Annotated in this window: 16 protein-coding genes; 3 read left to right on the forward strand and 13 right to left on the reverse strand. The window is 64.5% G+C overall.

All coding sequences use genetic code 11. The features are described 5' to 3' along the window. Positions 1-201 precede the first annotated feature (201 nt). Positions 202-516, reverse strand: a complete 315-nt coding sequence (locus QRO91_RS18035; protein WP_197651101.1) for a DUF736 domain-containing protein — start codon at positions 514-516, stop codon at positions 202-204. 873 nt (positions 517-1,389) lie between these two features. Here QRO91_RS18035 and QRO91_RS18040 point away from each other — a divergent pair. Continuing rightward, the gene (locus QRO91_RS18040; RefSeq protein WP_197651108.1) at positions 1,390-2,427 is read left to right on the forward strand and encodes a DUF4917 family protein; all 1,038 of its coding nucleotides are present in this window, start codon (positions 1,390-1,392) and stop codon (positions 2,425-2,427) included. 163 nt (positions 2,428-2,590) lie between these two features. Here the strand turns inward: QRO91_RS18040 and QRO91_RS18045 are convergent, their stop codons facing one another. The 3 genes from QRO91_RS18045 to QRO91_RS18055 all read right to left on the reverse strand — a co-directional run bounded on the left by QRO91_RS18045 (position 2,591) and on the right by QRO91_RS18055 (position 5,838). Continuing rightward, positions 2,591-2,800 carry a hypothetical protein gene (locus tag QRO91_RS18045; protein ID WP_197651102.1) on the reverse strand — a complete coding sequence of 70 codons (210 nt, stop codon included), beginning with the start codon at positions 2,798-2,800 and terminating at the stop codon, positions 2,591-2,593. A gap of 62 nt (positions 2,801-2,862) precedes the next feature. Next, a complete protein-coding gene (locus QRO91_RS18050; RefSeq protein WP_197651103.1) occupies positions 2,863-4,935 on the reverse strand; it encodes a ParB N-terminal domain-containing protein in 2,073 nt (690 codons plus the stop codon). Positions 4,936-5,013: 78 nt separating this feature from the next. Continuing rightward, entirely contained in the window at positions 5,014-5,838 is an 825-nt protein-coding gene (locus tag QRO91_RS18055) for a DUF932 domain-containing protein (RefSeq protein ID WP_285310494.1), read from the reverse strand. A gap of 526 nt (positions 5,839-6,364) precedes the next feature. On the opposite strand from QRO91_RS18055, the gene QRO91_RS18060 reads away from it, so the two are divergent. Then, positions 6,365-7,030, forward strand: coding sequence for a DUF6988 family protein (locus QRO91_RS18060; protein WP_053505381.1), 666 nt, complete (start codon positions 6,365-6,367; stop codon positions 7,028-7,030). Between the two features lie 28 nt (positions 7,031-7,058). Here the strand turns inward: QRO91_RS18060 and QRO91_RS18065 are convergent, their stop codons facing one another. After that, positions 7,059-7,409: a DUF2958 domain-containing protein gene (locus tag QRO91_RS18065; protein WP_053505380.1), complete on the reverse strand. Its 351-nt coding sequence runs from the start codon at positions 7,407-7,409 to the stop codon at positions 7,059-7,061. 297 nt (positions 7,410-7,706) lie between these two features. Further along, positions 7,707-8,216, reverse strand: coding sequence for a DNA repair protein RadC (radC, locus tag QRO91_RS18070; RefSeq protein WP_099605316.1), 510 nt, complete (start codon positions 8,214-8,216; stop codon positions 7,707-7,709). Between the two features lie 415 nt (positions 8,217-8,631). On the opposite strand from radC, the gene QRO91_RS18075 reads away from it, so the two are divergent. Further along, complete coding sequence (locus tag QRO91_RS18075; RefSeq protein WP_053505378.1) at positions 8,632-9,009, forward strand: AlpA family transcriptional regulator; 378 nt, start codon at positions 8,632-8,634, stop codon at positions 9,007-9,009. Positions 9,010-9,025: 16 nt separating this feature from the next. On the opposite strand, the gene QRO91_RS18080 is transcribed toward QRO91_RS18075, so the two are convergent. The 7 genes from QRO91_RS18080 to folD form a co-directional block, all read right to left on the reverse strand. Next, positions 9,026-9,550 carry an AlpA family transcriptional regulator gene (locus QRO91_RS18080; RefSeq protein ID WP_053505377.1) on the reverse strand — a complete coding sequence of 175 codons (525 nt, stop codon included), beginning with the start codon at positions 9,548-9,550 and terminating at the stop codon, positions 9,026-9,028. 4 nt (positions 9,551-9,554) lie between these two features. After that, positions 9,555-9,830 carry a hypothetical protein gene (locus QRO91_RS18085; protein WP_080376526.1) on the reverse strand — a complete coding sequence of 92 codons (276 nt, stop codon included), beginning with the start codon at positions 9,828-9,830 and terminating at the stop codon, positions 9,555-9,557. A 60-nt stretch (positions 9,831-9,890) separates the two neighbouring features. After that, positions 9,891-11,147: a tyrosine-type recombinase/integrase gene (locus tag QRO91_RS18090; RefSeq protein ID WP_099605317.1), complete on the reverse strand. Its 1,257-nt coding sequence runs from the start codon at positions 11,145-11,147 to the stop codon at positions 9,891-9,893. 310 nt (positions 11,148-11,457) lie between these two features. Beyond that, the gene (gene guaA, locus QRO91_RS18095; RefSeq protein ID WP_130768165.1) at positions 11,458-13,023 is read right to left on the reverse strand and encodes a glutamine-hydrolyzing GMP synthase; all 1,566 of its coding nucleotides are present in this window, start codon (positions 13,021-13,023) and stop codon (positions 11,458-11,460) included. After that, positions 13,020-13,499 carry a hypothetical protein gene (locus tag QRO91_RS18100; RefSeq protein WP_336621522.1) on the reverse strand — a complete coding sequence of 160 codons (480 nt, stop codon included), beginning with the start codon at positions 13,497-13,499 and terminating at the stop codon, positions 13,020-13,022. Before QRO91_RS18100 ends, guaA begins: the two co-directional genes overlap by 4 nt. Positions 13,500-13,606: 107 nt before the next feature. Beyond that, positions 13,607-15,064: an IMP dehydrogenase gene (gene guaB / locus QRO91_RS18105; protein ID WP_005416248.1), complete on the reverse strand. Its 1,458-nt coding sequence runs from the start codon at positions 15,062-15,064 to the stop codon at positions 13,607-13,609. Positions 15,065-15,326: 262 nt separating this feature from the next. Then, on the reverse strand, positions 15,327-16,205 hold the full coding sequence (gene folD, locus QRO91_RS18110; RefSeq protein WP_049402332.1) for a bifunctional methylenetetrahydrofolate dehydrogenase/methenyltetrahydrofolate cyclohydrolase FolD: 879 nt from the start codon (positions 16,203-16,205) through the stop codon (positions 15,327-15,329). Between the last annotated feature and the right edge of the window lie 156 nt (positions 16,206-16,361).

Below are 16,361 nucleotides of genomic sequence, written 5' to 3' on the forward strand. Positions count from 1 at the left end.
CCTTCCATCGTCGCCATAGATCTCGCTTCTGGGCTCGAGACATGCCGGGCCGCCCCATCCTTGCCATATCGTTCGCTCCTATCAGTGCAACTGTTGATCATGTTGCATTGACGGGTTGAACTCACCACTGCCTATTTCGGTCTGGTTTGGGACGTAGTGATAGCGCAGCGCCCCGCCGCAATGGACGGGGCGCTGCGGCGGTCACGCCGCCTGGGGTTTGCTGCGCGACCAGATCAGGTCGTGCGTGTCGTCCTCGCCTTCGATCAGGCGGGCATAGACCGGAGCCGGGAACGAAGGATCGTCGAGGGTAACGGACTTGTATTCCCGCCCGGCCTCGCTGGTCTTGTTCCACGCCGCGCCGATGTCGTGGCCGGCGGCCTGGAGGCGGAAGTCGGGGGCGTTCTCGCTGCTGCCCTTGTCGTTGGGAACCAGCTTGACCTTGACGTTGAGCGTCAGGGTGCGCAGCGTGCCGGTGAAGCCGTCTTTGTCGGTGGTGAAGGTGCCGATGTTGGCCATGATGTTTTCTCCTTTCGGTTGAACAAGGTTCGCGCCCATCGCGTCCTTGTTGTGATCCGGCCGGCGGGGGACGGGCTGGCTGCACCGCTTGCGGTCGAAACGCAGTGGAGAACCGAGAGGCGAAAAGAATTTGCTGCGCGAGGAAGCCGCGCAGCGGCGGGGAAATTGTTTTCGCCGGACGGTTGCCGCCATGAAGCCCGAGGCGCAGCCGCGCCCCCGCCAGGATTCACAACGAGACAAGGACGCCTTGGGCCGAACCGCTCCGAAAGGAGATGGCGCCGACTCGGCATCCCCGCTCGAAGGCTTCTCCGGCTCGCCTGCTGACGCGGGCCAGGTCAACCACCCAACGACAGGTGAGAACGCCCCTGCCGCACCTTGCGGCGCCGGTCTTGAGGCGTGGCGTGGAAGCTCCATAGCGATGCCGGGCGGGTTGTCCGTGAACCGTCCTTCGTGACGTAATGTGCAGGAACCGCCAGCGTTGAGGACGGCATGGACCTGCACAACCTGCCGCAGCAAGCGCCAGCGTGTTCGCCAACACCCCGCCCATCGCGGCGGGGCGCTGGCCGGGCCGATCCGGCGTAGCCGGTTCGGCCGCATCGAGGGGCGCCAAGCTGCACGCGGCGGGGATAGCCCGCAGGGCTTTCCCCTTGAGGCAAGCGGAGCGCGTAGCGCCGCAGGCGCGAAAGCGTGAGGGATTGAAGCCGAATGGCCGTGATTCGGCACGAAGCACGGGGCGCAGCCCGAAAGCCCGGCGGCGCAGTGCGCCGACACGTCAGGCAGCTCAATTTCTATGGCAAGAAGTCATCGTCAGAGCAATGGCCGAAAACGATTCGAGGTATCTTTCCGTGGGGAAGAAAACAGGAGGAGTTTGAGTTGCCATTTCCCGTTATGCAATGGGCACAAGTTGCCCACAACTACCATCGAAGCACGATTCTGTTGGGCAATGGCGCGAGTATTGCCGTATCCCCGAGCTTCAGTTATGGCTCATTGCTGGATTACGCCCAACAGCGCGGCCTGCTCGCAACGGATGTACGCCGACTATTCCATTTCTTCGGGACTTCTGACTTTGAACTAATCCTGCGCTTGGTTTGGCAGGCGTCCAACGTCAACCGAGCGTTGCAGATACCGGACAACAGTACGCGCCAAGCCTACTTGAACGTCAGAGAATGCCTAATTCAGGCCGTTCGTGATGTGCATCCCGAGCATAACCTGGTGAATCCTCAACTACCCAGCATGTACCAGTTTCTCAAGGGGTTCGACACAGTACTGTCGCTGAACTATGACTTGTTGGTCTATTGGACGATGACTTATGGCTTGAATGTCGATGATGGACATGCGTTCAAGGATTGCTTCCAATGGAACGGCGGATTCGACGATAACTGGGGAAGATATCGGGAACGGTACAGGGAGCAAACCAACACCTTGGTGTTCTATCCCCATGGGAGCCTTGCCTTGTGCCGCAATGCCGTGGAGCAGGAATCCAAGATTCACAACGCTGGAGCAGGTTTGCTGGAGGCCATCCTCCAAGAGTGGTGCAGCGAGCGAGTTGTTCCGCTATTCGTCAGTGAGGGGACGATGCAACAGAAGGTGTCATCGATCCAGAGCAGCTACTACCTCTCAACGGTGTACCGTGAAGTGCTCGCATCGCAACGGGTCGCGCTGACGCTGTATGGCTGGGGCATAAGCGAGCATGATCGGCACCTGCTGAGGCGGATGCGCGGAACTGGTATCCATCGGGTCGCTGTCTCCGTTTTTCGCGGCGATCAGGTCTATTGCAACTACGCGTACCAAGCTCTTCAGGATGATCTGGGGCCAGTGCAAGTGGACTTCTTTGATAGCGAAAGTCCGGGATGTTGGATACACGCCGCCCCAGAGCCTACGCCGGTGGGGTTGGGTCAATTCGGCATCTAGTTCAGGAGGCTTTTTCCTAGTCAGTACGCGAAGGCATCCCACGATGGCGGCTGTGTCTTGATTTGGCTGTTGGTCCTGAACACCGGGCGCGGCCACTGCCGCGCCCGGATTTGCGTTTCACCGCGCCCAGGACGGTACGGCCTGGGCGCGGTGCTGATCGCGGTTATTCCTTCGTCTCGATGAGCCACCACACGGCACGCGGCAAGGCGCGGTCCGTGATGGGATGAATGTCGGTGAGGTCGGCGCAGGCCGTCCAGCCCGAGGGCGGGCGGTAGCCGCGCACGTCGCCTGCGCCGTGCCAGCGGCGGGCGCGTACCGTACCGGGAGCGTAGATCGCCGTCATGCGCGGGCGGTTGATGGTGGTGCGGGTCATGGGGGCTTCTCCTTGCAGCGAAGCGCCCCGGTCGAGGCCGGGGCGCTTGCTTTCGGCGCAGGTCAAGCGGCCAGCGCCTCGGCGGGTTCATCCGCCATTGCTTCGGCATCCCCGGGGGCGTCCTGCTCCGGGCCTGCCTCCTGCGCGCTTTCCCGTACTGCCTGCTGCGGGCCTTCGGCCTTGAAGATGGCGGGCATCCAGCCCGTACCATCGGCCAGCCGCTCGGCTTCGCTGGCAATGTCGGCCTTCTTGAGTTTCGCCAGCCGGGTGACGGATTCCGGTGTAAATGCGCCCACGGCATCCAGAATCACAGCCTTGGAAACGTGATTGAAGTAGCCTTCTGCGGTCGGCTTCCACCATGCGGCCATGTCGAGGCCCACGGCTTGCGCCAGTTCCTCGCCGGGCCGGTGCGCCGTGGCGCGAGGCGTCACCACGTCCACCGTGGAAGCCACGCACACGGCCAGCAGCCGTACCAGCTCGTCTTGCGGCTTCGCCAGCAGCGCGGCGAACAGTTCGGCGCTGTCATCCGGCAAGGCTTCGCCGGCTACCTGTTGCAGTTCGCGCAGCGCCACGGCCGCGGGTGATTCCGGCCAGTCAGGGGCCATGCCTTCCAGCCGGTCTTGCACTTTCAGTCTCACGCCCAGCGGCAAGTCGTGGCCGTAGTGGCTTTCCTGCAAGACGGTCTGCACCATGCCATGCACCAGCGCGGCCAGCGCGACGTGCGGATGCCGTGCGACTTCGATTTGCAGCGCTGCCGTGCGATGGGCGCTCAACCGCTGCGCCAACCGATCGGACAGGCTCGCGGCCTTGGGCGCGTCGTCGGCGTCCTCGTGCTCGTCGTTGGCGGCTTCGCCTTCCACGCTGCCGAAACCGCGCCGCAGCTTTTCCAGCGTGCGCAGCGCCTTGGCCTCGGCTTCGCGCAACAGGCCGCGATGAATGACGGCCTCGCCGTTGCGGTCGATGGTGACGATGGCACCGGCCACCTCGCGCACCTCGGGGGCATAGCCGTGCAAGGCGTCCTCCGCGTCTTGCAGTTCCCCCACCACCTGATCGCGCCGCTGTTCCAGCTTCTCGGCCTTGGCCTCGTCCTCGCTGCTTTCACCTTGGCAGGCTTCTTCCAGTTCGGCATCGATCTTTTCGAGGCGGGTTTCCAGCGAGGCGATGCGGCGGGCCTCGCGGGTGGTCGGCTCGCGGCGATGGCGCGGGGCGTTCTGGAACGCCTGCCGTTCCTCGTAGGCCAGATGCGGCACGGCCTCCACCCATGCCCAGCCCTCGGCGCGCACGTCCTCGGCCAGCGTTGCAAGCTTGTCGCGCACCAGCGTCTCCAGCACTGCGGTATCGGTGAGGTAGGTTCCGGCATCGCCTTCGGCGAACAGGTCGCGGCGGATGCCGCCGCCTGCCTGCCGGTAGGCGTCCAGCCCGACGAAGCGCACCAGCGCGTGCGCGGCGTCGATTTCGCGCTCGGTCAGGCGCTCGCGTAGCTTGGACGGGCTGCGCTGCCATTCCGGCGCACCATAGAACGCGGCTTCCTGAGCGGCGTGGTCGTCGGTGATGGTCAAGGCCATCAACTGTTCCAGCGTCACGCCACCGGCCCGATAGTCGGCCATCAGGCGCGGCGAGACGTTCGCCAGCTTCAAGCGCCGCTGCACCACCAGCGGGGACACGCCGAAATCGGCGGCAATGTCTTCCACCGGCCGACCTTCCTTGACCAGCGCGGCGAAGGCCGCGAACTGGTCGGCGGGGTGCATGTTCTCGCGCTGCACGTTCTCGGCAAGGCTGACAGTGCGGGCCGAAGCATCGCGTACCAGCAGGCACGGCACTTCGTAGTCGGCGGGGATGCGCTTCTTCTTCGCCAGCAGCTTCAAGGCGGTCAGGCGGCGGTCGCCTGCCACCACCTCGTAAGCCTCGCCATCGGCGGAAAGGATGACGATCAGGTTTTGCAGCAGGCCGATGCGGGCAATGCTCGCGGCCAGTTCGGGGATGGACTGGCGCGGGGTCGTCCGCACGTTGCGCTTGGAACGGCGCGGCAGCAACTGCGAGAGGGGAACCAAGATCAGGTTCTTGGTCGGGTCGGCCACTTCCAGCGGCGCGGCGGCTTCGATGGCGATGGCTTCGGTCTTGAGTACGGCGTTCATGGTGATAACTCCTTGCGGTTGGGATGCAGCAGCGAAAGAAGCGGCAAGGGCTGCTGCCTGCCCCTGCCGCGTGGGGATTCAGGCTTTCAACTGGCGCAGGCCATCGGCCAGCAGCCACAGGGCGCGATTGAGGCGCACGCTTTGGTCGATGCCCTGCACGGGCCGGGTGGTCTGGCGGCGGCCATTCGCGGCGCGGGCGGACAGGCCGCCTTTGGTCAAGTTCTCCTGCGTGCGGTTGAACACGCTCCACAGGTCGCGGCGGTCGTCGTCATGGCGGCGCGGCATCAGGATTTGCGATTCCGTGATGGGCGCGGGCTTGTCCTCGTCGTACTTCAACGCCAGCGCAGCGCGGGCGAACACTGCGGATTCCCCGCCGTCCAGCGTGATGGCGCGCATGGCATCGCGTGACTCCTGCGCCCGGTCGAAGCCGTGCAGGACTTCGTAAGCGCCTTCGATGACGTGCCCGGCTACGTCGCCCTTGTGGGGAACGCGCACGTCGGCCACGGTGTCGCCGCAGACAAGGCCATTGCTGCAAACGAAGCGGAACATCCCTGCCAGCATCTGATAGCTACTGGTGCCGTCATGGGAGTTCAGCAGGATGATTTCGTTGGCCTCGCGGCCGTTGATCTGGCTGGCGTGGCGCAGCCGGATCATGTGCTTGGTGTAGTCGCGGCGGTCGTCGTGGCGCACGCGGGTTTGCGTCACCATGAAAGGCTCGAAGCCTTCCCCGCGCAGTTCTTGCAGCACGGTGGCGGTGGGGATGTAGCTGTACCGCTCGGAGCGGCTTTCGTGCGGAGCCTCGGCGAAGATGGACGGGACCACGGCCCGGATTTGGTCATCGGACAAGGGATATTCCGAACGCAGCACCGGGGAACGGGAAGCGAAGCGGGATGCGAGTTGCATGGCATTTCTCCTGACAAAGAAAAAAGGTTTGCTGTTCACACCGCACACCGGATTCCTAGATTCGGAGCCCAGCCTTTCGGCTGTTTGGTGCGGTCGGCACGAGGAACCCGGTTGGCCCTGTTGCCACCGTCTTTCCTGAGTTCATCGCCCGCGACGGTCAGGAGCGCGCGAACGGGTGCCGTCAAGGAGGCAAGCGCAGGGTTGGTGCGGCCCGCAGGCGCAGCCGAGGACACGGCCCTGCGCGCCTTGACGGCACACGGGCGCGGGCTACAGTCGCGGTGAAGGTGATGAAGTCAGGGGAGACGGCTGGACATGGCAACGGCCCCTCAACACGCCGACCGCACGGCAAGCGAAGCGCGCAGGCCCGGATCTAGGAATCCGGGCCGGAGGCGTCAGCCGAGCGGAGCGAGGGAACGATGGAAGCCCATCAGGGGCGAGACGCCGCAGGCGGCTCGATGCGAAGCACGACAGCGCGACCGGCCATGTCTGCTTGGCCGGGGACGCACGACTGTCCTACCATCCCTCTATGGAGGAAACCATCATCAACAACGACCCGTTGGAGCACATGCTCCACCGTTCCAATACCTTGCACGAGCGGCTGGATGAACTGCTGGGCGATGCCGATTTCGATGGATCGCCCCGCGGCGAATCAACCCTCGGCATGTGCTTGGTCGCTATGGAACATGCGGCGGCAATGCGAGCATTGATGTCGCTGCGACTGCCCACGTCTGCCGTCGGCCTCATGCGCCTGCAGTTCGAGGCCCTGACACGGGCAATGTGGCTGCTCTACGCAGCTAGCGACGCAGCGATCGATAAGTTGCTGGCGCCACTGACGCAGCAGAGCGAACGGGCAGCCAAGAACTTGCCTGGCGCCAGCGAAATGATTGAGCAGATCGGCAAGCGAGTCGGACAAGGCGCGCCGGCAGCCGCGCACCAGATGCTGTTGCACTTCAAGGATGTGACCTGGCACGGCATGAACTCATTCGTGCATGGCGGCATTCATCCGCTGCGGCGTAGTGCCGACGGCTTCCCGGTCGATCTTGCGCTGCAAGTACTGCGCAGCTCGAACGGTCTGACGACCATGACCGGCATGACGATGGCTGTCCTCACCGGCGATGAAACCGTGGCCAAGCCCGTGAGCAAGATCCAGCCGGCATTCGCCGACTGCCTGCCGGATCTGCTGAGACCTTGAACGGGGCATCTTGCGACGCCCCGCGCAATCATTGAACGATTCGCCCGGCCAGGCGCGCATCGCGCGCATAGGCGCTCAACCGCTTTTCGGCCCGGAAAGACAGGTCGCGTTCGATTGGCAGGCCCAGCCCGCCGCGCACGGTCGCCAGTTCGCCCAGGCTGACCCAGCCGATTTCCGGCATCCCCAGGCCCAGGTCACAAAGACCAAAGGCGTGGTCGTGGTCATCGGGATCAATCTCGGTCAGCAGCCAGGTCGCGCCGGCATCCGGCGTGAACAGCTTGACCACGGGGGCCGGATCGAAGTCCGGGTTCAGCAAGGATTCGCGGCCATTGGCCAGCAGCACGATGCGCTGCTCGTCGGTGATGAATGCGCAGTTCATGGTGAACTCCTGAAAGGTTGCCGGGCGGAATTGCCCACCCCTTCCAGGGCACGGCGCAGCGCAAGCAGTCAGGGGTCAACGACGGCCGCCAGGACGCCAGCGCCATCGGCGCGCAGCCCTTGACGGCGAGCACGCCGTGGCACGATGAAGGGAACAGCAAGACCGCCTCCCTTGCACCTTCACGTTCCCCGGTTCTCGGCAAGCGAAGCGCGCAGGCCCGCGCAGGCCCGCGCAGGCCGGCGCGGGCCGGAGTTGCGCCACCGGACGCAGCAAAAAAGGGGGCCGAAGCCCCCTTGGTCAGATCAGGCCGCGTTCGGCGAATGACGCGGTGTTGCCGCCCGCGACGATGACGTGATCCAGAATGCGAACGTCCACCAGTGCCAGCGCCTCCTTGAGCCGCTGGGTCAGTGCCCTGTCGGCCGCGCTCGGCTCAGGATTCCCGCTCGGGTGGTTGTGCGAAACGATGACCGCCGCCGCATTGAGCCGCAGCGCCTGCTTGACCACTTCGCGCGGATACACCGATGCGCTGTCGATGGTGCCTCGAAACATCTCGGCATACTCGATCAAGCAATGGTGCGTATCGAGGAACAGCACGGCGAACACCTCGTGCTCGAACCCAGCCAGCTTGGCGCGCAGGTACTCCTTGACCGCCACCGGCGAAATGAATGACGCACCGCGCTGCATCTTGTGCTCGATAGCCTGGCGCGCGGCCTCCAGAATCTGGTCAGTCGTCGCCAGCAGATAGCGGCCCTGTGCATCACGCACCATCAGCGAGGCATCGAACGAGGAAAAGGACAGTTGCGACATGATCGTGCTCCGGTTGCTCGGGCGGAATTGCCCGGAACCGTCGCCAGCACGGCGCAGCGCAAGCAGTCAGGGGTCGCAGACGGCCGCCAGGACGCAAGCGCGCACAAGCGCGCGCCGCCCTTGACGGCGAGAACGCCGTGATATGGTGAAGGGAACAGCAAGACCGCCCACACCCCGCCCACTGCACACACCCGCCGTTGAGCAAGCGCAGCGCGCAGGCCCAACAGGGCCGAAGGCGTCAGGGATCAAAGCCGGATGGCCGCGATTCGGCACGAAGCGCGGGGCGCAGCCCGCGAACCCGACGGCGGTACGCCGGGACGCAACATCCAAATACCACATCGAACCCGCTCCACTACGCCGCAGCAAGTTGTCCCGATAGGTATTGAACTTCACCATGTCTCCATGCAGCAGAACCATGGAGTCCGAGGTGGAACAGCTATCGCAAGCCCCCAATACTGCCGGCACCGATGTCGGCCTCCCCTTGCCAGGCACGGATGCCTACGAGGCTTTGCCGCAATTTCCAAAGCGCAGTGTCCTTCCCTTCCGTCGCACCATTCGCCGGCAGGAACTGCGGCAGATCGTTCCCCTCGCCGAAACGACGATCTACGAAATGGAGCGTCGCGGTGAGTTCCCACGTCGCTTCAACCTGACGCCACGCTGCGTCGTATGGGACTTGGCAGAAGTGGAAGCCTGGGTCGAAGAACGAAAGCAGGCTCCGCGCGCCGGCGTGTCGAAACCGGATGTCTACCTACGAAAAGCCCGCCCTGTCCGGGCGGGTTCGAGCGAGGCATAAGGCCAAGCAGCGGCGCTCATCCAATCAAAGCCTCCAGTGCCTTGGATGTCGAGCGCGGCAATCGCCGCCCCTCCTTCGCCACGTTGACCTGCAAGGCCACCCGTGCCACCTCAAACACGTCTTTGGCCAGCGAGTAGCTGCCCTTGGCCTGCAACCACGCCAATACGTCCGCCAAATGCCAGATCGACGCGCTGCCCTCATGCACCGGCGCCGGAAAGCTGCCCGGATGCGCCAGCATCAGCTTGCGCATGTTCTGCCGCGACACGCCAACAATGTCGGCCACGTCAGTCAGACCCACCAGATCCGGCGCTACTTCGATCAATCGCGCGGTCGGCGCGGCGCAGCGCACATCGGCCAGCGCGCTACGCACGGCCTCGTCCGCATCCGCTGCCTCGCGGGTGAACTCCAGCGCCAACCGACCCGGCTGCCCGATGCCGACCAAGGCATCGTCGCAGCCGGCTTCGCCCAGGCGCTCCACCAGTGCATCCGGGTCGCGGTCAGCATCCGTGAGCTGATATTTCAGAGTGAAGGTGTATTCCATCGCGCTACTCCTTGGCACCATCATCAGCGTCGCGCTGCGGCCGGTGCGTGGTGCAGTTGTCCACGACGCGCCGCAAGGAGCGCGCGTGGTTGCCGGGATTTTTCGGCGTGCTCCATACACTGGTGATGCAGAACTCGCCGCAGCGACATTCTTCATCGTTGTAAGGGCAATACATCCGCCCCCAAGCGTGGCTGCCGCCGACTTCGACGCGCCAGCCCTGCCCTTCGGCGTGCCTGAGAGCTTCCTCGACATCTTTCTTCGGATGAGGGGAACGAGCCATCAATGATCTCCAGTATGGGGATGATTGGCTTGGTTGTCAAGTGACAACCAAGCCACTGTTTCAGGCTATCGCGCTCAACGCCGGCACCACCACGTTCGCCGGTAACAGCTTCGGCACGTAGGTCTGCCCACCGCCCCAGGCATCGACTAGGTTGGCCCACTCTTGCAGCATGTGGCGCCGCTGCTCGGCGTACTCGGCCTTGTTGTAAACCGAGCGCGAGGAACGCCCGTCCTCGTGCGCCAGGCACTTCTCGATCCAGTCGCGGTTGAAGCCGATTTCGTTCAACAGTGTCGAGCCGGTCCGGCGCAGGTCATGGACGGTGAAGGGTTTCAGCGGCAGCCCCTTGGTCTTTGCCGCCTCCACTACTAGCCCTGTGACGCGATTCAAAGTAGCGTTGGACATGCACCGTTCTGCGTCATAGCGAGACGGAAAAACGAACCTTGATCCCGCCGCGCAGGCGTGCAACGTCACGAAGATGTCGAGCGTCTGGCGCGATAGATAGACCACGTGCGGGTTGCGCCCCTTCATCCGCTGCTTAGGAATCGTCCAGGTCTTGCTCTCGAAATCGACCTCATCCCAGGTGGCGTGGATCAGTTCGCTCTTGCGTACCAGCGTCAGCAGGATCAAGCGCAGCGCCAGCTTGATGGTCGGATAGGTCGCCACCGATTCCATCTGCTGCATGAACAGCCGAATCTCCAGCGGCGACAAGGCGCGATCTTTCGGCACAAAGGTGGCGATCGAGGCCGCGCCCACGCTGTCGGCGGGGTTGTCCACCTTCTCACCGTGGGCGATGGCGTAGATGTAGACCTGCTTCACGATGTCCCGAATCTGTACCGCCGTGGCCGGCGCCCCACGCTCCTTGACCTTGTTGCACAAGGCCCGCAGGTCTTCGGCCTGGATTTCGGTGAGCAGGCGATTCTGGAAGACCGGCAGGATGTCCCGGTCGATGATGTGCTTGCGCATGGCGCGGGTGCTGTCGGCCAGCCTTGCGTTGGCCAGCCACGTCTCCATCACCGCGCCGAAGGTCTTGATGGCGACCACCCGGCGTTTCTCACGCTGCTTCTCCAGCGCGGGCGAGACACCCTTGAGAACGGCTTTGCGCGCGTCCAGCAGCAGTTCGCGCGCCATTGCCAGCGAGATGCCACCAGGGCCATAGCGTCCGAGGGTCAGCGTCTCGCGGCGGCCGTGGAGCCGGTAGTCGTAGCGGAACGTGATCGTTCCGCCAGGCGATACCGTCACGTACATCCCGTCTCGGTCAGAAGCCTTATAAATCTTGGACTTAGGTTTGAAATTGCGTAGTGCAGCGTCGGTCAGCATCGAGGTTTCCTCCGGCATGTGACGGATTTACCGTCAGGCTTTACCGTCAGGGACTTGGAGACCTGCTGATGCCCGGAAAGCCCCATAAAACAAGCTTTCCCGAGAAGGCTTTTACCGTCAAAGACGGTAAAAGTCTGAATAGTGAACGAGAGTGTCTTAATCCGGCCTCGATTTTTACCGTCAGCTCTACCGTCAACTTTTTCTGCTGGCCGGCGATAGCTACCGATAGCTGGTGCGACGTATTTTCTTCTAAATCAACACGTTACGTCAGTTTTTCGATAGCTGGCGATAGTCCTCGAAGGACGTCAATTCACTCCCACTCAATAGTCGCCGGCGGCTTCCCCGAGATGTCATAAACCACCCGTGACACCCCCCGCAACTCATTGATGATCCGGTTGCTCACCGTACCCAGGAAGTCATACGGCAGATGCGCCCAATGCGCCGTCATGAAGTCGATCGTCTCCACGGCCCGCAGCGCAATCACCCACTCATAAGCGCGCGCATCGCCCACCACGCCCACCGACTTCACCGGCAGGAACACGGCAAACGCCTGGCTGGTCTTGTCGTACAGGTCGGCCTTGCGCAGCTCATCAATGAAGATGGCATCGGCCTTGGCCAGCAGCTCGGCGTATTCGCGCTTCACTTCGCCCAGGATACGCACGCCCAGGCCCGGGCCCGGGAAGGGATGGCGGTAGACCATCGTGCGCGGCAGGCCCAGCTCGACACCCAGGCGGCGCACTTCGTCCTTGAACAGCTCGCGCAGCGGCTCCACCAGGCCCAGCTTCATGTGCTCCGGCAGGCCGCCCACGTTGTGGTGGCTCTTGATCACATGCGCCTTGCCGGTCTTGCTGCCGGCCGACTCGATCACGTCCGGGTAGATGGTGCCCTGCGCCAGCCACTTGGCGTTCTTCAGCTTGTTCGACTCTTCGTCGAAGATCTCAACGAACAGGTTGCCGATGATCTTGCGCTTGGCTTCCGGGTCGCTCACGCCTTCCAGCGCGGCGAAGTAACGGTCGGCGGCGTTCACGCGCACGACCTTTACGCCCATGTGCTCGGCGAACATCGCCATCACCTGGTCGCCTTCCTGCCAGCGCAGCAGGCCGGTATCCACGAACACGCAGGTCAGCTTCTCGCCAATGGCCTTGTGCAGCAGCGCGGCCACGACGGACGAATCAACGCCGCCGGACAGGCCCAGGATCACCTCGTCATCGCCCACCTGTTCGCGCACGCGGGCGATCTGGTCGTCGATGATGTTGGCCGCGGTCCACAGGGTCTGGCAGCCGCACACGTCCACCACGAAGCGACGCAGCAGCGCCTGGCCCTGCAGGGTGTGGGTCACTTCCGGGTGGAACTGCACGCCGTACCAGCGCTTTTCTTCGTTGGCCATGGCGGCCACCGGAATGCGGTCGGTGGTGGCGGTGATGGTGAAGCCCGGCGGTGCAACGGAGACGTGGTCGCCGTGGCTCATCCAGACATTCAGCTTCGGCTCGCCGCCGTGGTCGCTCAGGCCCTTGAACAGCGCATCCGGGTTGATGACGTTCACTTCGGCGTGGCCGAATTCGCGCTGATCCGCCGCTTCGGTGGCACCGCCCAGCTGCGCGGCCAGGGTCTGCATGCCGTAGCAGATGCCGAAGATCGGCAGGCCGCTGTCGAACACTTCCTGCGGTGCGGCCGGCGCACCCGGCAGCGTGGTCGATTCCGGGCCACCGGACAGGATGATGCCCTTGGCGCCAAACGCCGCGATCTCGGCCGGGTTGTGGTCCCACGCCCAGATTTCGCAGTAGACGCCCAGCTCGCGGATGCGGCGGGCGATCAGCTGCGTGTACTGCGCGCCGAAATCGAGGATGAGGATCTTGTCGTTATGGATGTTGGTCATGGTGCCGTTCCAGTGGTGTTTTTCGCAGCGCCCGGCGCTTCAAGGCTCTGCGTCAGCGTGGCGATGAACGCCTCGCGTTGTTGAATATGTGAGGGGTCTTCCTCGTCCCAGCGCAGCATCAGCAGGCCGTGCGGTGCGTTGGGGTTGGCGCGGTCAGCGCGCGGCAGCTCGGCGATTTCCTGCACTTCGGTGCCGGGCACGATGCGCCGTTGAAAGGCGCGCATCGGGTAGCCAGATGCTTTCGCAGTACCCCAATCGGCCATCGCGGCACTCATCCGCTTCGGCTCCAGCGGCCCCAGCACCGAATCGGTCACCGGGTCTTCCGGGCCAGTCCACAGCTCGGTAATGCATTGCAAGGTGACCTGCAGCGGGCGCTCGCCGGTGCCTTTCAGCAGCCAGCGCTGCTCGCCAGCGGCCTGCACCTGCCAGCCCTTCGGCAGCGAGAACGCGTTCTGGCACGCCTGTACGTCCTGCAATTGCGAAACCGCCGCGCCCGGAGACCCGGAGCGCGGCGGCGGTTCGGACAACGAACAGCCTGCCATCAGCAGGCTGCCCGTAATCGCAAGAGCAGTTCGCAAGCGCATCAGGCGCGGTAGTTCGGCGGCTCTTTGGTGATGGTCACGTCGTGGACGTGGCTCTCACGCTGGCCGGCGCCGCTGATCTTCACGAACTTGGGCTTGCTGCGCATGTCTTCGATGGTGGCGCAACCCACGTAGCCCATGGTGGCACGCAGGCCGCCCATCAGCTGGTGGATGATGCCGCCCACCGGGCCGCGGTATGGCACGCGGCCTTCGATGCCTTCCGGCACCAGCTTGTCGGCGGTGGCGGCGTCCTGGAAGTAGCGGTCCTTCGACCCCTTCTCCATGGCAGCCAGCGACCCCATGCCGCGGTAGCTCTTGTACGAACGGCCCTGGTACAGCTCGGTCTCGCCCGGCGATTCCTCGGTACCGGCCAGCAGGCCACCGACCATGATGGTCGAGGCACCGGCGGCCAGCGCCTTGCCGATGTCGCCCGAGTAACGGATGCCACCGTCGGCGATCAGCGGGATGCGGTCCTGCAGCGCTTCGGCCACCAGGTCGATGGCGGTGACCTGCGGCACACCGACGCCGGCGACGACGCGGGTGGTGCAGATCGAGCCCGGGCCGATGCCGACCTTCACTGCGTCCGCGCCGCTGTCCAGCAGCGCCAGTGCGGCTTCGCCGGTGCAGATGTTGCCACCGATGACCTGCACGTTCGGGAAGTTCTTCTTGACCCAGCTGACGCGGTCCAGCACGCCCTGCGAGTGGCCGTGCGCGGTATCGACCACGATCACGTCCACGCCGGCGGCGACCAGCGCTTCCACGCGGCGATCGGTATCGCCACCCACGCCGACGGCGGCGCCGACCAGCAGGCGGGTCGACAGATCCTTGGCAGCGTTCGGGAAGTCGGTGTTCTTCTGGATGTCCTTGACGGTGATCAGGCCACGCAGTTCGAACGAATCATTGACCACCAGCACCTTTTCGATGCGGTTGCGGTGCAGCAGCTGCAGCACTTCGTCGGACGCGGCGCCTTCCTTGACCGTGATCAGGCGATCCTTCTTGGTCATGATGTGGCGGACCGGATCGTCCAGCTCGGTCTCGAAGCGCATATCGCGGTGGGTCACGATGCCGGCCAGCTGGCCGTCGCTGCCCACCACCGGCACGCCGGAGATGTTGTGCGCCTGGGTCAGGGCCAGCACGTCGCGGATGGTGGTTTCCGGGCCGACGGTGATCGGGTCGCGGATGACACCGGCCTCGAACTTCTTGACCTTGGCCACTTCCGCGGCCTGCTGTTCCAGGCTGAGATTCTTGTGGATGATGCCCATGCCGCCGAGCTGGGCCATGGCGATGGCCAGGCGGGCTTCGGTGACGGTATCCATGGCTGCGGACAGGATCGGAAGCTTGAGCTTCAGGTCTCGGGTCAACCGCGTTTCGAGGTTGACGTCCTTGGGCAGGATGGTCGAGTGGGCGGGGACGAGCGAGACGTCGTCGTAAGTGAGTGCTTCAGCCTGGATGCGCAGCATCGGCATACCCGAGATGTGGGGAAGCGCGACATTTTACCCCTTTTCAGGGGCCAAGAACAGCATTTTTGGTAGCCAGAATTGGAACTTCGCGCGACACAGTGTCGCACCCGCTCACCTGTAGAGCCGAGCCCACGCTCGGCTGCTTTCCGCCAGACCGCGATGAGCCGAGCATAGGCTCGGCTCTACAGGGGGCCCGAGGCCCGGCACCACCAAGCGGTGCCGCAGCGTCGCGCGGGGCGGTGATTCATTCAGGCGGGGCGGGTCAGCTCAGCGCTTCCGCCGCTTCCAGGGTGTTCTGCATCAGCGTGGCCACGGTCATCGGGCCGACGCCACCCGGCACCGGGGTGATCCAGCTCGCCCGCTGGGCAGCGGCCTCAAACCCAACATCGCCCACCAGGCGACCGTCATCCAACCGGTTGATGCCCACGTCGATAACCACCGCGCCCGGCTTCACCCACTCGCCCGGCACGATGCCCGGGCGGCCCACCGCCACCACCAGGATGTCGGCGTTGCGCACGGCCTGTTCCAGCACGTCCTTGGGGGTGAACTTGTGGCAGCTGGTGACGGTGCAGCCGGCAATCAGCAGTTCCAGGCCCATCGGGCGGCCGACGTGGTTGCTCACGCCCACGATGGTGGCGTTGCGGCCGCGCACCGGCTGGTCGGTGTGACCCAGCAGCGTAGTGATGCCGCGCGGGGTGCACGGGCGCAGGCCGAACTCGCGCAGGGCCAGGTGGCCGACGTTTTCCGGGTGGAAACCGTCCACGTCCTTGCGCGGGTCGATGCGCTGGATCAGCCGGCGCGCGTCCGGAATGCCCGGCAGCGGCAGCTGGATCAGGATGCCGTTGATCTTCGGATCGGCGTTGAGCTGGTCGATCAGGTCGAGCAGCTCAGCTTCGGTGGTACCGGCCGGCAGATCGTAGTCGTGTGCTTCGATGCCGACCTTCTCGGCGGCACGGCGCTTGTTGCGCACGTACACGGTCGAGGCCGGGTCGCCACCGACCAGCACCACGGCCAGGCCCGGACGGCTGCCGCCGGCCGCCACGCGGGCGTCAACGCGCACCTTCAGGCTGTCGAGCAGGTCCTCGGCGATACGGCGGCCATCAAGGATGCGGGCAGGATGCTGGGGGGCGGAATCGGTCATCGGAGGCAGGCGTGGGGCGGCGGGGACGCTATTGTCCCCGATTCAGGCCCCCTCGCCCACCGCCACGACGCCGGCCGACCCGCCCTTGTAGAGCCGAGCCTACGCTCGGCTCACGCGCAGCGCGGCTTTATCGCAACCTGACCGAAGAGCAGCCGA

The sequence above is a fragment of the Stenotrophomonas maltophilia group sp. Smal32 genome, assembly GCF_030237085.1.
Classification (GTDB): domain Bacteria; phylum Pseudomonadota; class Gammaproteobacteria; order Xanthomonadales; family Xanthomonadaceae; genus Stenotrophomonas; species Stenotrophomonas maltophilia_Q.

Excerpts from the sequence above, each read along its gene's own strand:
- QRO91_RS18055 (WP_285310494.1), bottom strand. The coding sequence starts at position 5,838 with ATGCAACTCGCATCCCGCTTCGCTTCCCGTTCCCCGGTGCTGCGTTCG.
- folD (WP_049402332.1), bottom strand. The coding sequence starts at position 16,205 with ATGACCGATTCCGCCCCCCAGCATCCTGCCCGCATCCTTGATGGCCGC.
- QRO91_RS18080 (WP_053505377.1), bottom strand. The coding sequence starts at position 9,550 with ATGGAATACACCTTCACTCTGAAATATCAGCTCACGGATGCTGACCGC.
- QRO91_RS18050 (WP_197651103.1), bottom strand. The coding sequence starts at position 4,935 with ATGAACGCCGTACTCAAGACCGAAGCCATCGCCATCGAAGCCGCCGCG.
- QRO91_RS18075 (WP_053505378.1), top strand. The coding sequence starts at position 8,632 with ATGGAGTCCGAGGTGGAACAGCTATCGCAAGCCCCCAATACTGCCGGC.
- guaA (WP_130768165.1), bottom strand. The coding sequence starts at position 13,023 with ATGACCAACATCCATAACGACAAGATCCTCATCCTCGATTTCGGCGCG.
- QRO91_RS18060 (WP_053505381.1), top strand. The coding sequence starts at position 6,365 with ATGGAGGAAACCATCATCAACAACGACCCGTTGGAGCACATGCTCCAC.
- QRO91_RS18065 (WP_053505380.1), bottom strand. The coding sequence starts at position 7,409 with ATGAACTGCGCATTCATCACCGACGAGCAGCGCATCGTGCTGCTGGCC.
- QRO91_RS18090 (WP_099605317.1), bottom strand. The coding sequence starts at position 11,147 with ATGCTGACCGACGCTGCACTACGCAATTTCAAACCTAAGTCCAAGATT.
- radC (WP_099605316.1), bottom strand. The coding sequence starts at position 8,216 with ATGTCGCAACTGTCCTTTTCCTCGTTCGATGCCTCGCTGATGGTGCGT.
- QRO91_RS18035 (WP_197651101.1), bottom strand. The coding sequence starts at position 516 with ATGGCCAACATCGGCACCTTCACCACCGACAAAGACGGCTTCACCGGC.
- QRO91_RS18085 (WP_080376526.1), bottom strand. The coding sequence starts at position 9,830 with ATGGCTCGTTCCCCTCATCCGAAGAAAGATGTCGAGGAAGCTCTCAGG.
- QRO91_RS18045 (WP_197651102.1), bottom strand. The coding sequence starts at position 2,800 with ATGACCCGCACCACCATCAACCGCCCGCGCATGACGGCGATCTACGCT.
- guaB (WP_005416248.1), bottom strand. The coding sequence starts at position 15,064 with ATGCTGCGCATCCAGGCTGAAGCACTCACTTACGACGACGTCTCGCTC.